The sequence below is a fragment of the Saccharothrix australiensis genome, from assembly GCF_003634935.1.
Taxonomy (GTDB): domain Bacteria; phylum Actinomycetota; class Actinomycetes; order Mycobacteriales; family Pseudonocardiaceae; genus Actinosynnema; species Actinosynnema australiense.
Genome location: NZ_RBXO01000001.1, coordinates 2370384 through 2383808 on the forward strand (window position 1 = coordinate 2370384; position 13425 = coordinate 2383808).

A 13425-nucleotide genomic window follows, 5' to 3' on the forward strand; every position below is an offset into this window, starting at 1 on the left:
CTGGAGTCCACTGTGGACGGACGGGTCAGGTGCGCCGCCGCCCGCGCCGCGCCTGCCCGTCGGCGACCCGCGGCGACGGGCGGCCGGGTCCCCGCCCGCGGACTTCGGCCCACAGGTCCCGGTAGGCGCGGACGACCGGGATGAGGGCGCGGAGGAAGCGCGCAGTCGCGGCGGGCAGCCGGGTGAGGACGCCGACCGCCACGGCCGCGGTACCCGCCCATGCCATCACGTCCACCATCATCGCTCGCCTCCGGTCCTTCCCGCGTGCGGCCTGCCCGCAAGCCGTACTGTTGCGGTTCGCGGCTGGTCCCGCCCTTGTCCGGACTGGCAAGGTGTCCGCCGCGGACAACTGCCGGTTGTCCGCGGACGGGGACACGTGCGAGGTGAGGATGCGGTCAGGCCGCCCCTGGGGTGCTCTCAAAGGCGATGATCGGGCACGGCACGACCTCGCCAGGTACCTGCGGGGCCTGGTGGACCACTCGGGGCTGACGCTGAAGGTGATCGGCAGGCGCTGCGGGTGCAGCGACACGACGGTGTCGAAGCAACTGGCCGGCGAGCACCTGCCCCGGTGGGAGTTCGTGGAGGCCGTGGTCGAGGCATGCACCTCCGACGAGCGCCACTGGCCGGACCGCAAGCGCGCGGTCCGGGAGCTGTGGCAGCGCGCGGTGCACCCCAGGCGGCCCGACCCGCCGCCGGCCGAGCCGGGCCTGGTCGACGCGCACACGCGGTTGGTGCGCGCGCAGGCGGAGACCATCGCCACGCAGCGACGCCTCATCGAGGTCACCGACGAGTTGAGCCTCGCGCGTCGCCAACTGCTGGAGAGCGTGCAGGTCGAGCACCGCTCGTCCCAGGTCATCGCGGTGCTCCAGGTCGTCCTCCTGCGCCTGTCGGCGTTGATCTCCAACCTCACGGCGGAGCGCGACCGCCGCCTGTCCGAGGCGACCGGCTACCGGGCCGAACTGGCGCAGGCGCGCCGGAAGCTGTCCGACGCGGAGCGGGAGCGGGGCAGGGCGCGGAACCAGCTCGGCCAGGCGCGGGAGGAGCGCGAGCGGGCCTCGGCGCTGACCGAGCTCCTGCACGACCGGATCGGCCGCCTGGAGGACCGCCTGCGGCAGCTGGGCGTCGGCTCGCCCGACCCCGGCGCGGGCGACGTCGTCGCCCCGGGGCCGAACCCGTCGACGGCGGACGAGATCCTGCTCGACACCTCGGCCGGCCTGGACCGGTTGCAGCGCCTGCTGGACGAGCACGGCGACGAGCTGGCCGAGCTGGAGTCGGCCACGTCGGCGCAGGAAGCGCCGCGGGACCCGCTGTCCGGGCTGCTCGACGACCTCGCCTCGGAGGGGTTCGGCCCGCACGAGGCGGACGCCGACGAGGGCGCGGACCGCGCCGAGGGCACCTGGCAGCTGGTCGCCGAGCACATCCGCGGGCGGTTCGACGCCAACCGCGTGGTGTTGCGCCTGCGTGCCGACTCGCAGGCCCCGATGTGCACGCTGGTGGCGGGTGAGCCGTTGCCGTCCCGGATGCGCCGTGACGACCCGCGGCGGCTGCGCGAGGACGCGCTGCTCCGGTTCGCCGGCGCGGAGGTGCGGCGCTTCCGCGTGGCCGACGCGGACGGGGAGGTCGCGGAGGCGCTGGCCCGTCGTGACGCGCGGGAGGTGCTGGTGGTGCCGTTGCGCGGCGCGACGCAGCTGCTTGGCGCGGTCGAGGTGCACGACCGGCTCGACAGAGGCGGGCACGGCTTCCGCAAGGCCCACCTCGCGGCGCTGCGGGACCTGGCCGGTCGGCTGGCGATCGTCGCGGACAACCGGCGGCTGCTCGCCCGGCTCCGCCACGACGCCTATCGCGACCCGCTGACGGGCCTGCTGAACCGGCCGGGTTTCCGGGAGGCGGCGAGCGAGCCGATGCGGGCAGCGGCCACGGCGGTCGTGGTGCGGGTCGACCTGGACGTGCTGTCGGCGGTGTCCGACGCGCTGGGGCAGGCGTGGGGCAACCGGATGGTGGTGGCGGCCGGTCGACGCCTGCGCGACGAGCTGGGTCCCGAGGTGCCGCTGGCCCGGTTGGAGGGTGGCGCGTTCGCGGCGCTGCTGCTCGACCGGCAGGCCGAGCGCGTGAAGGAGGTCGCCGAGCGCCTGCACACCTCGTTGTCCAGGCCCTACCCGGTGGACCGGCTCACCATCGAGGCCGGGGTGGTGATCGGCTGGGCGTCCACCAGGGACTGCGAGGCCGACGACCCGGACGCCGACGCGTTGTTGCAGCGGGCGGATGTGGCGGTGCGGGCGACGTCGGAGGGTGATCCGCTGCGAGCGTACGCGCCGTCGATGGGGCAGATCTTCCTGCGCCGGTTCCAGTTGGTGACGCAGTTCCGGTCGGCGTTGGAGTCGGGGCAGGTGTCGGTGCACTACCAGCCGAAGGTGGCGTTGCCGAGCCGTCAGGTGATCGGGGCGGAGGCGTTGGTGCGGTGGCGGCACCCGGAGTTCGGGCGGGTGGACCCCGACGAGTTCGTGCCGGCGGTGGAGGCGACCGGGCTGGTGGACGTGTTGACCGACTTCGTGTTGGACAGGGCGTTGGAGCGGGTGCGCCGGTGGGTGGACCGGGGGTTGCGGATGTCGATCGCGGTGAACCTGTCGGTGCGGACGTTGGCGGACGAGGAGTTCCCGGACCGGGTGGGGGCGGCGTTGCGCCGGCACGGGGTGCCGCCGGAGTTGTTGACCTTCGAGTTGACCGAGTCGGGGGTGATGGCGGACCCGGAGCGGGCGTTGCCGGTGTTGCGGCGGTTGCACGCGATGGGGGTGGTGCTGGCGGTGGACGACTTCGGCACGGGGTATTCGTCGTTGGCCTACCTGCGGCAGTTGCCGGTGGACGAGGTGAAGATCGACAAGTCGTTCGTGCTGGGCATGGGCACCGACCTGGGTGACATGGCGGTGGTGCGCTCGATCGTGGAGCTGGGTCACTCGCTGGGGTTGACCGTGGTGGCCGAGGGGGTGGAGGACGATGCCGCGCGCGACCAGCTGGTGTCGATGGGCTGCGACGTGGCCCAGGGCTACCTCATCTCCCGACCGGTGCCGGACGAGGACCTGGAGGAGTGGCTGCGCGCGCGGACCGTGCAGGTCGAGCGGAACGGGACGATGCGGGTGGTGCTCAGGGAGTGGGGCTGAGGGGGTGGGGTTGGGCGGGGTGCGGGGCCCGGCGCATGATCTTCTCCGACGCCGAACGCGAGGGAGCGCTCCATGTCGCACGCCGCACCGACCACCCGGTCGCACGCCGTGTCCGGTGGCGTCCGCATCGCCTACCAGCAGGCGGGGGAGGGGCCCCCGCTGGTGCTGCTGGCGGGGCAGGCGAACGACCACCACTGGTGGGACGGCGTCCGCGCGGACTTCCACCCCGCGCGTCGCACGATCACCATCGACTACCGCGGCACGGGTGACAGCGACAAGCCCGAGCGGCCCTACAGCACCGCGGTCTTCGCCGACGACGTCGTCGCGGTGCTCGACGAACTGGGCGTCGAGCGGGCGGACGTCTACGGCACCTCGATGGGCGGGCGGGTCGCGCAGCAGCTGGCCGCGCGCCACGGCGACCGGGTGGGCGCGCTGGTGCTGGGCTGCACGTCCCCCGGTGGCGCGCACGGCGTCGAGCGGGACGAGGCCGTGCGCCGGTCCCTGGCCCAGCCGGAGCCGAGTGCGTTCCGACGGGCGCTGCTGGAGCTGATGTACACGCCGGGCTGGCTCGCCGACCACCCCGGTCCCCACTCCACCCTCGGCGACCCGGCGATGCCGTCCCACGCCCGTCGCGGGCACCGGCTGGCCAGCCACCGGCACGACGGCTGGGACCTGCTGCCCGCGATCACCGCGCCCACCCTGGTCGTGCACGGCGGCGACGACCGGCTGAACCCGGTGGCGAACGCCCCGCTGCTGGCGGAGCGCATCCCCGGCGCGCGGCTCCACGTGATCCCCGGCGCGCGGCACGCCTACTTCGAGGAGTTCCGCGCCGTGGCGAGCCCGCTGGTGCTCGACTTCCTCGTCTCGGCGGGCCGGTCCGGCCCCGTCGGCCGAGACCGAAAATAAAAGTTGTCAGGACAACTTGGATTGTCTTAGAGTTCCGGTCGGCACCACGACGAACGGAGACCGCGATGTCCTTCCAGGCGTACCTCGACGCCATCGAGAAGAAGACCGGCAAGACCCCGGCCGAACTGCTGGCCGAGGCCGGCGACCGGGGCTACGGCGCGACCACGAAGGCCGGGGTCGTCCTCGACTGGCTCAAGGCCGACTACGGCCTGGGTCGCGGCCACGGGATGGCGCTGTACCACGTGCTCAAGAACGGCACCGGGATCAGCGACAAGCACGTCGGCGGCACCGGCGCGCACCGGGACGAGTCCACGACGCTGCGCGTGGACGGGCTCGCCAACCGCTGACCGCGCCCGGCGCGCCGACGCCTCCGCCGGGACCGGCGGCGGTCCCGGTCGCCGTCACACCGCGACCGCCCGCCTGCGCCGGACGACGTTGACCGCCGCGAGCACGAGACCGAGCCCGGCCAGCACCAGCCCGCGCACCCAGACGCCGGCCTCCACCTGCGTGAACAGCAGCAGGCACGACCCGATGCCCAGGACCGGCACGACGACCGGCACGCGGAAGTGCTCGGCGTCGCCGGGCTCGCGCCGCAGCACGAGCACGGCGGCGTTGACGGCGGTGAAGACCACCAGGAGCAGCAGCACCAGCGTGGCCGCGAGCGCCTCGACCTCCCCGGTCAGCGCGAGGGCCAGGGACGCGCCGGAGGTGGTGAGCACCGCCACCCACGGCGTGCGGCGACCGGGCAGGACGCGGCCCAGCGCGGCAGGCAGGAGGCCGTCGCGGGCCATGCCGTAGGCCAGGCGGGAGGACATGATGCCGGTGAGCAGCGCCCCGTTGGCGACCGCCACCAGCGCGATGAGGCTGAACAGCCACTCCGGCACGCCACCGGCGATCCGGACCACCTCCAGCAGCGGCCCGCTCGACCCGGCCAGCTCGTCGGTCGGCACGGACGCGCTGGTGACCAGCCCGATGAGCAGGTAGACGACGCCGACGGTGGCCAGCGCGCCGAACAGCGCCCTCGGGTACGCGCGCCGCGGGTCGCGCACCTCCTCGGCCAGGTTGACCGACGTCTCGAACCCGACGAACGAGTAGTAGGCGAGCACCGTCCCGGCCAGCACCGCGCCGAACACCCCGTGCCCGGTGTCGAACTGCGCGAGCCGGGCGGGTTCCGCGTCGCCGCGCAGCACCACCCACAGGCCGAGCCCGATGACCAGCACCAGGCCGCTCAGCTCGACGAGCGTGGCGGCGGCGTTCGCGCGCAACGACTCCCGGACGCCCCGGATGTTCAGCGCCGCCAACCCGACCAGCAGCACCACGACGACCACGACGACCGGCACGGACACCAGCGCGCCCAGGTAGTCACCCGCGAACGCCCGCGCGAGCGCGCCCACGGACACGATCCCGCCCGCGAGCATGCAGAACCCGACCACCGACCCGACGGCGTGGCCGAACGCCCGCGTCGCGTAGTGCGCCGACCCGCCCGCCCTCGGGTACTTCGTGGCCAGCTCGGCGTACGAGGCCCCGGTGAGCGCCGCGAGCCCGAGCGCGCACAGCAGCGGCAGCCACACCGCGCCGCCGGTCCGGCCCGCGATCGAGCCGACGAGGACGTAGACACCCGCGCCGAGGATGTCGCCGAGGATGAAGAAGTACAGCAACCGCCCGCTCACAGCCCGCTTCAACGAGACCACCATGCCCGGTCCCGTACCCGCCGGCGGCGAACCCGAACCGGCGGTGTGGCCTTGGCCGCTGTGCGGGGTGGACGGTCGGCCGTCGCCCGGCGCGCGGGCGGGCACCGTCCGGAAGCGACGATCGCGCCGGTCGGCCTGCTCCGCCGCCGGGGCTCAGGCCGGTCCCGGTGCGGCCGCGTCGGACGGCGGCACGCAGCGCAGCGCCAGCTCGGCCGCGTCGCGCATCGCGGCGTGGGTCAGCGAGGGCGGGTCGCCGCGCTGGAGGCTGGCGACGGCGGCGGCGCTGATGGCGCCGGTCACCGCGCCGACGACGCCGGCCGCCGTGACCTCGTCGAGCGCGTCCGGGTACGCCTCGCGCAGGGCCGCCGCGATCCTGGTCTGCGCGGTGAACGCGGCGTGCAGCACGCGGGCCTGCACGGCGGGCGTGGTGACCACCAGTCGGGCGCGGAGCGCCGCGAGCCCGTTCGGCAGGTCGGCGTCGGCGGTGTCGGCGATCATCCGCCGCGCCGCCTCGGCCAGGACCTCGCGCACCGACGCGCCGGGCGGCCGTTCCGCGATGGCCCGCACGGCGAGGTCGACCCGCGCGCCGCCGTCGGCCAGCAGCACGTCCTCCTTGGTGGCGAAGTGGAGGAAGAACGTGCGCTTGCTGACGTCGGCGGCCTCGGCGATGTCGGCCACGCCCGTCCGGTCGTAGCCCCGCTCGGCGAACAGGCGGACGGCGGCGTCCACGAGCGCTCGGCGGGTGAGCTGCTTCTTGCGCTCGCGGCGTCCGGGTTCCTCTGGCACGCGACGAGCTTAGTGCACCTGGAAAATAGATGCACCTGATGCAATAGTGCACTCGGTGCAGTAACGTGGCGGCATGGGCAACGCGGAGAGGGGAGTCGCGGTGGGCGAGCTGGTCGGGCGGACGGTGCTGGTGACCGGTGCGGGTCGGGGGATCGGTCGGGCGGAGGCGCGGTACCTCGCGGCGGCCGGCGCGAACGTGGTCGTGAACGACCCCGGTGTCGCGATCGACGGGCACGGGCGAGACGAGGGGGTGGCCACCGCCGTGGTGGACGAGATCCGCGCGGCGGGCGGGCGGGCGGTGGCCGACACCGGCAGCGTCGCCGACTGGGCCGACGCCGAGCGCATGGTCGCTCGGGCCGTCGAGGAGTTCGGCGACCTGCACGCGGTGGTCAACAACGCCGCCATCGAGGTCGACAAGGGGCTCGAACGGCTCGACGAGGCGGAGTTCGACGACGTCGTCGCGGTGAAGCTGAAGGGCACCTTCGCGGTGAGCCGCTGGGCCGCGCGGTACTGGCGCGGCCGGGTGTCCGACGGGGTGCGCGCCGACCGCGCCATCGTCAACACCGCGTCGGGCTCGGGCCTGCTCAACCCGCTGCCCACGCAGACGAACTACGCGGCGGCCAACGCCGGCGTCGCGGCGATGACCGCCGTGCACGCGGTGGAGCTGCGGCGGCTGGGTGTCCGGGTGAACTGCGTCAGCCCGTCGATGGTGCGGACCCGGCTGACGACCCCGGTGCCGGGCATGGCCGAGGCGCCGTCGGGCGGTGGACCGGACCCGCGGGACCCCGTCGTGGTGGCGCCGCTGGTCGCCTACCTGGTCAGCGACGGGTGCCCGCTGACGGGGCAGGTGCTGTCCGTGCGCGGTGGCTCGATCGCGGTGAACCACGGCTGGTCGCGCGGTGCGCGGGTGACCAAGGAGGGTGCGCTCTGGACGGTCCCCGAGCTGGCGGAGCGGCTGGCGGAGCTGCCCCTGGAGGACCCGTTCGACCGGTTGGCGACCGCGCTCGGGGGCGCTCTGGGCGTCGAGGGCCGTGACCGGTTCGAGGCGGTGGTGAACGCGGAGCTGGACAAGGGCTGAGCGGCGTCCGCGTCGAGGGCGGTGCGTGCTGCCCGTGGTGGCGTTGCCGGTGGTGGCGCGGGCGCGGGCCGCCGGCGTGCGCGTCGGCCCCGGATCAGTCCGGGTTCTCGGTGCGCCAGTGCCGGCCGCGCTGCCGCGTCCGCCAGTGCCGCCCCCGTCGGGGGTCGACCGGACCGCGGTCCGTGCCGCGGTCCGGGTGGCGCGCGGCGAACTCCGCCGCCGTGATGCCCATCAGCACGGGGTACCCGACGCCGCCGCGCACCAGCTCGGTGTCCCGCGGCCGGCCCTCCTCGCGGAAGCCGAGCCCCCCGTGCAGCGCCAGCGAGGCGAAGTTGCCGCCGTAGATGCTGATCTCGCACTTGAGGTAGCCGTGCTGCCCGAACAGGAGGGCGAGCAGCGTGGTGATGGCGTCGCCCGCGTACCCGCAGCGGCGGTGCGGCGCCCCGATCCCGATGCTGTAGCTGAACCGGCGCGCGGCCGGGTCGGTCAGGATCCACATCGACCCGACCAGCGTCCCGCCGTGCAGCGCCTCGATCCCGACGTGGCGGTCGTCGCCGGAGCCGTCGGTGTCCGCCCGGTGCGCGGCCCAGTGCCGGTACCCGCCGATGTGGGGGTCGCCGCGGCCGGCGGCGTCCCGGTCGAACCCGATCAACGTGCGGCGGTCCGCGGGGCCGATCTCGCGCAGCCGCACCTTCCACCCGACCCGGCTCGCCCCGTCGACCCACCACGGACGACTGCCTGCGAGCTCCCGGTGGGGCACATCGATGATCATCGGCAGCGATCGTACCGGTTCCCGGTCGGGATGGGCACCCGTGAACCGGTTCCGGCACCTCGGCGCGCGCGTCGGGCGGCGGCGGCCGTCGGCGGCGCCGGCGCGCCGGGACCGGCACCCTCCACTTCGGACACCCGCGCGTCACCGGTCGTTCCCCGTTACGCGATATGGATCACCGGGTGTTGTGGCCCGGCTCACTGTCCGGGTCGGGTGGATCCGGTGAAGTCGCAGGTACGGTCCCACCGGACGCGGTCGACGGTGCGTCGGCAGCCGGGGACGACCGCGGGGGCCCCGTCGCGACCGGCCGCCCGGACCGACGTGGGCGGGGTGGCCGGCCGGTCGGCCGAGGGCGTGGGCACGCGGTGGCCCGTGCCCGCGTGGTCGACCTCCGCTCCGAACACGGAGTTGTCGCACCACCCCGAAGGACGAGGGATGAGGATGAAATCGTTGCGTGTGCGCACGGCCGCGCTCGCGGTCGGAGCGGTGGCGGGCGTCGGCATCGCGGTCGTGCCGGGCGCGCAGGCGCTGTCCGGTGGAACGGCCGTCCAGAACGGGGCCCACCAGTTCCTCGCCCGGCTGACCACCGGGACGACGGCGGGCTGCTCCGGCGCGCTGATCGCCCCGGAGTTCGTGCTGACGGCGGCGTCCTGCCTGCCCGCGAACCCGGCCGAGGTGCGCATCGCGGTCGGTCCGGTCGACCTGTCCACCGGCGCGGGCCACATCACGACCGGCGCGAAAATCGTCCGGCACGCGGAGCGGGACGTCGCGGTGGTCAAGCTCGCCGCCAAGGCGGAGGGCATCGCGCCGCTCAAGCTCGCCGCGACGCCCTTGGCGGCCGGCGAGACCCTCAAGGTCGCCGGGTTCGGCCGCACGGCGACCGACTGGGTGCCGAGCCGGCCGCGGATCGCGCCGTTCACCGTGTCCGCGCTGACCGCCACCGAGGCCGCGCTGACCGGTGACAAGGACACCTGCAAGGGCGACGCGGGCGGCCCGGCGTTCCGCGACGGCGTCGAACCGCAGCTCGTCGCGCTGAACAGGACGTCCTGGCAGCACGGGTGCCTGCTGGTCGACCAGCCCCGCAAGGGCAGCACCGAGACCAGGGTCGACGACCTGAAGGACTGGATCACCCGGCAGATCGTGCCCACGCCGGTCAAGTGCGAGCCCGTGCAGCTGTGGTCGGTGCGCCAGAACGGCGACCTGCACCGGTACGTGCACCACGACGCGGCCACCGGCGGCCTGTCCTGGAGCGGTGGCAACGCGGTGGGCAACGGCTGGTTCGGTCGCGCGCTCGCGGGTACCGGGAACGTGCTGTGGGACGTGCACAAGCGCATCGACGGCAACGACGCGGCCGGTGACGGCACCCTCAAGCGCTGGGTGTGGAACGACGGCACCTGGCTGGGCGGCGGCGTCGTCGGCAACGGCTTCGAGCGCTACTTCACGCCGGAGTACAAGAACCGCATCACGGTGGACAGCAAGGGCCGGCTGATCCTGATCGACGACAAGGGCCTGCTGCGGTACTACGAGTGGGACACCACGCGCGACACCTGGGTCGACTGGGGCGGCAAGACGCTGGACACCGGGTGGCACAGGTTCGACCTGATCACGGCGGCCGGCGACGGCGTGCTCTACGCCCGCAAGCCGACCGGCGAGCTGTACCGCTTCCAGTACGACTTCGCGACCGAGCGGTTCGTGCAGCGCGACAAGCCGGTCGGCTCGGGCTGGAACATGTTCTCCGAGGTCTTCTCGCCCGGCGGCGACACCCTGTACGCGCGCGGCGCGTGGGGCAAGGACCCGTGGGGCACCGGGTCGGTGCCGGTGCTGCGCTGGTACCAGCACCACGACAACACCGACACGTGGGAGCCGGGCGCGGCGGACGGCACCGGCCGCTCCATCGGCTCCGGCTGGAACACCGAGCGCACCGTCACCGCGCAGGCGGGGGCCTGCGGTATTTGATTGCCGCGACTTCGTCGCGGCGGGCTCGGCCGCCCTGTGGTCGGGCCATCGCGCTGTGTTGGATTGCCGCTGCTCCGCAGACGGCGGGCTCGGCCGCCATCAAGTCGGGCCATCGCGCCTCATTTCCCGCCGATCGAAAAGCGTGATCGGCGGGAAATGAGGCGCGACAACCCGACGGCGGCCTCGCGGCGCTGGGGTGGGCGGGTACCGGGGTGGGTAGGCCCGGAAGGGTCGGGTCGTCGGGTCACCGGAGAATGTCCTGCGGGTCGTTACCCGGAATCCGTCGGATCGAAACAATGAGTTTGGTCGAATTCTTCGACGGGCGTGGGTGGCCTGGTCGGCGGGAATTCTACGGTGCGGGAGGAAATGGTTCACTCGATTGGCGGGTAGACGGGTCGTCAAGTCCGACGAGAGACTTGTCGTGCGCTGATTGAAGCATTGTTTGAACCGTCTGTGAATGTGCGACATATCCCGGTATCCCGCACTGCCGTTCACCGCGTTTTCGGGGCGACCGCCGCGCCGTGGTGGCCACCCATGCGGTCGGGGAGTCGAGTGCGGGATCGCGTCGTGGCGGTGCCCGGCGGCGGGTGGCCGGCACCGTCGAAGTCGATTCCCGCGCTGCCTCCGACACGAGTCGAGCGATCGAGCACGTGCCCACGAGTCCTGTCGACGACCGAAAGGCTGCGACATGCCCGATGAAGAGCACGCCGACGGCGCAGGTGACAGCCCCGGCCGGGGCCCGCACGGTGTCGTCGCGGTCACCGGCGGCGCCGGGTTCGTGGGGCGGCACCTGGTGCGACGCCTCCGCTCGCTCGGGGCGGTGGTGCGGGTCGTCGACCTGGCCGCGGGCGCGGTGACCGGCGTTCCGGGCGTCGAGCCGGTCCGGGCGGACCTCCGCGACTTCGGCGCGACGCGCGCCGCGCTGCGCGGCGCGGAGGTCGTGTTCCACCTCGCCGGCAACGCCAGCGGCACGCTGTCGGTGGAGAACCCGCGGCTGGACTTCGAACTCAACGCGCTCGCCACCAGCAACGTCGGCAATGCCGCGCTCGAAGTCGGCGTTCGGCGATTGGTGTACCTGTCCTCCGCCGTCGTGTACGGGCGGCCGTGTGAATTCCCGATATCCGAACGGCACCCCACGCGCCCGTTCCTCCCGTACGGTGCGTCGAAATTGTCCGGTGAATTGGTCCTGCGCTGCCTGCACGACGCGCGCGGGCTGCCGGTGGTGATCGGCCGTTCGTTCGTCATCTACGGGCCCGGCGAGGACCCGCGGCGGGCGGGCGGGGAGGTGTCGCAGTTCCTGCGCTGGCACCTGAACGGTCGGCCGATCCCGGTCGTCGGCGATGTCGACCGCAAGACGCGCGACTTCATCCACGTGCACGACCTGGTGAGCGCCCTGCTGCGGATCGCGGACCGCGGGGAGGACGGGGGCGTCTACAACCTGGGCACCGGCACCGAGACGTCCATGCGCCGGCTGGCCGAGGAGATCGGCGCGGTGACGGGGACACCGGCGCGCTTGGACGCCGACGCGGGCGTGGTGGACGACAGCTTCCGCCTGATGGCCGACATCGGTCGCCTGAGCGGTCTCGGGTTCCGGCCGCGGATCACCCTGGCCGACGGTGTGCGGTCCCTCGGGGCTGCGCTGGGCAGCGAGCCCGAGCTGCCCTCCGTCAACGCGGTCTTCCGGGTCCGTCCGGCCGGCGTCCCCGACGCCGGGGGGAGGGAGATGGAGCGTGCTGGCACTTGACGGGGGCACCCCGGTCGTCGCGGAGGGCGCGGTGGCGCCCTGGCCGCAGGTCACCGACGAGGACCGCCACGCGGTGCTGCGCGCGATGGACCGGGCCACGCCGTGGCACTGGCCGATGGACGAGGTGCGCGACCTGGAGCGGGCGTGGTCCGAGTGGACCGGGATGCCGCACGTGCTGGCCGCCAACTCGGGTACGGCGGCGCTGCACATGGCGGTCGCCGCGGCGGGCGTCGAACCCGGCGACGAGGTGATCGTCCCCGCCGACACCTTCCTGGCGACCGCGTCGTGCGTGCTCCAGGCGAACGCGATCCCGGTGTTCGCCGACACCGACCGCGGGACGTTCGCCATCGACCCGGACCGGGTGGCCGAGCGCGTCACCGGGCGCACCCGCGCCGTCATCGCGGTCGACCTCAACGGGCTGCCCGCCGACTACGCGGCGCTGCGCGCCGTCGCGGACCGGCACGGCCTCGCGCTGATCGAGGACGCGGCACAGGCGCACGGCGCCCGGTACCGGGGCGAGCCGGTCGGCGGGCTCGCCGACTCGAGCGCGGCCAGCCTCAACGGCTCGAAGTGCCTGTCCGCGCTCGGTGAGGGCGGGCTTTTCGCGACCCGTGACGCCGAGCAGTTCCGCCTGGCCAGGCGGGTGTCGATGTTCGGTGAGGAGCTGGCCGGGCAGGGCCGCGACTACAACGCCCGGATCATGGGCTGGAACTACCGGATCGACGTGCTCGCCGCCGCGTTCGCCCGCTCCCAGCTCGCCCGGCTGGCGCGGTCGACGGAGGTCCGGGAGGCCAACGGCGCGGCGCTCACGAAGGCGCTGGCGGAGGTGCCCGGCATCCGGCCGCCGATCGTGCCCGACGACCGGACGCACGTGTACTTCTTCTACCCGCTGCTGGTCCAGCCGGAGGAGCTGGACCTGGACCTGCCGGTCGACGTCTTCCGGGACGCGGTGGAGAAGGCCGTCGCCGCCGAGGGGTTGGGCATCGCGCGCTGGCAGCCGCGCCCGGTGCCCGCGCAACTCCTCTTCCAGGAGCTGCGCGGCTACGGGAAGGGCTGCCCGTGGACGTGCGGGCACGCCCGACCGGGCCACAGCTACCGCGACCTGGACTACCCGGTGGCGGAGGACGTCTGCCTGCGTCGGCTCGTCCTGGGGCAGAGCTTCAGCTCCCTGGGACCGCCCAACACCGCGCGGACGATGGAGCTGTTCGCCGAGGCGCTGCACAAGGTGCTGGTCGAGGAGCGCGACGCCCTCGTCAAGCTCGCGCGTGACGGGATGAAGGGCTGACGACGTGCCTGCCCGCCGGCACCCCGACCCCCGGCCGACCGCGGCGGACCCCGCC

11 protein-coding genes are annotated in these 13425 nt (G+C 73.9%); 7 read left to right on the forward strand and 4 right to left on the reverse strand.

The window, feature by feature from the left end; all coding sequences use genetic code 11:
* Window positions 1-25: 25 nt before the first annotated feature.
* Complete coding sequence (locus tag C8E97_RS11185) at window positions 26-226, reverse strand: hypothetical protein (protein ID WP_147455066.1); 201 nt, start codon at window positions 224-226, stop codon at window positions 26-28.
* A gap of 163 nt (window positions 227-389) precedes the next feature.
* Between C8E97_RS11185 and C8E97_RS35920 the strand changes: the two genes are divergently transcribed.
* The 3 genes from C8E97_RS35920 (at window position 390) to C8E97_RS11200 (ending at window position 4408) form a co-directional block, all read left to right on the forward strand.
* Window positions 390-3155 (forward strand): EAL domain-containing protein, encoded by a 2766-nt coding sequence (locus tag C8E97_RS35920; protein ID WP_246018810.1) that lies wholly within the window; start codon window positions 390-392, stop codon window positions 3153-3155.
* 72 nt (window positions 3156-3227) lie between these two features.
* Window positions 3228-4061 carry an alpha/beta fold hydrolase gene (locus C8E97_RS11195; protein WP_121004241.1) on the forward strand — a complete coding sequence of 278 codons (834 nt, stop codon included), beginning with the start codon at window positions 3228-3230 and terminating at the stop codon, window positions 4059-4061.
* Between the two features lie 65 nt (window positions 4062-4126).
* On the forward strand, window positions 4127-4408 hold the full coding sequence (locus tag C8E97_RS11200; protein WP_121004244.1) for a DUF4287 domain-containing protein: 282 nt from the start codon (window positions 4127-4129) through the stop codon (window positions 4406-4408).
* 54 nt (window positions 4409-4462) lie between these two features.
* Here the strand turns inward: C8E97_RS11200 and C8E97_RS11205 are convergent, their stop codons facing one another.
* A complete protein-coding gene (locus C8E97_RS11205) occupies window positions 4463-5752 on the reverse strand; it encodes an APC family permease (protein ID WP_246019355.1) in 1290 nt (429 codons plus the stop codon).
* Window positions 5753-5905: 153 nt separating this feature from the next.
* Entirely contained in the window at window positions 5906-6538 is a 633-nt protein-coding gene (locus C8E97_RS11210; RefSeq protein WP_121004250.1) for a TetR/AcrR family transcriptional regulator, read from the reverse strand.
* 73 nt (window positions 6539-6611) lie between these two features.
* Here C8E97_RS11210 and C8E97_RS11215 point away from each other — a divergent pair, with 73 nt between their 5' ends.
* The gene (locus C8E97_RS11215) at window positions 6612-7616 is read left to right on the forward strand and encodes an SDR family NAD(P)-dependent oxidoreductase (RefSeq protein WP_246018811.1); all 1005 of its coding nucleotides are present in this window, start codon (window positions 6612-6614) and stop codon (window positions 7614-7616) included.
* A 94-nt stretch (window positions 7617-7710) separates the two neighbouring features.
* On the opposite strand, the gene C8E97_RS11220 is transcribed toward C8E97_RS11215, so the two are convergent.
* Window positions 7711-8307, reverse strand: coding sequence for a GNAT family N-acetyltransferase (locus C8E97_RS11220; protein WP_121004254.1), 597 nt, complete (start codon window positions 8305-8307; stop codon window positions 7711-7713).
* 519 nt (window positions 8308-8826) lie between these two features.
* On the opposite strand from C8E97_RS11220, the gene C8E97_RS11225 reads away from it, so the two are divergent.
* From C8E97_RS11225 to C8E97_RS11235, 3 genes are all read left to right on the forward strand, one after another.
* Entirely contained in the window at window positions 8827-10341 is a 1515-nt protein-coding gene (locus tag C8E97_RS11225; protein WP_170211770.1) for a tachylectin-related carbohydrate-binding protein, read from the forward strand.
* A gap of 688 nt (window positions 10342-11029) precedes the next feature.
* The gene (locus tag C8E97_RS11230; RefSeq protein ID WP_121004260.1) at window positions 11030-12085 is read left to right on the forward strand and encodes an NAD-dependent epimerase/dehydratase family protein; all 1056 of its coding nucleotides are present in this window, start codon (window positions 11030-11032) and stop codon (window positions 12083-12085) included.
* The gene (locus C8E97_RS11235; RefSeq protein WP_121004263.1) at window positions 12072-13370 is read left to right on the forward strand and encodes a DegT/DnrJ/EryC1/StrS family aminotransferase; all 1299 of its coding nucleotides are present in this window, start codon (window positions 12072-12074) and stop codon (window positions 13368-13370) included. Before C8E97_RS11230 ends, C8E97_RS11235 begins: the two co-directional genes overlap by 14 nt.
* Window positions 13371-13425: the final 55 nt, after the last annotated feature.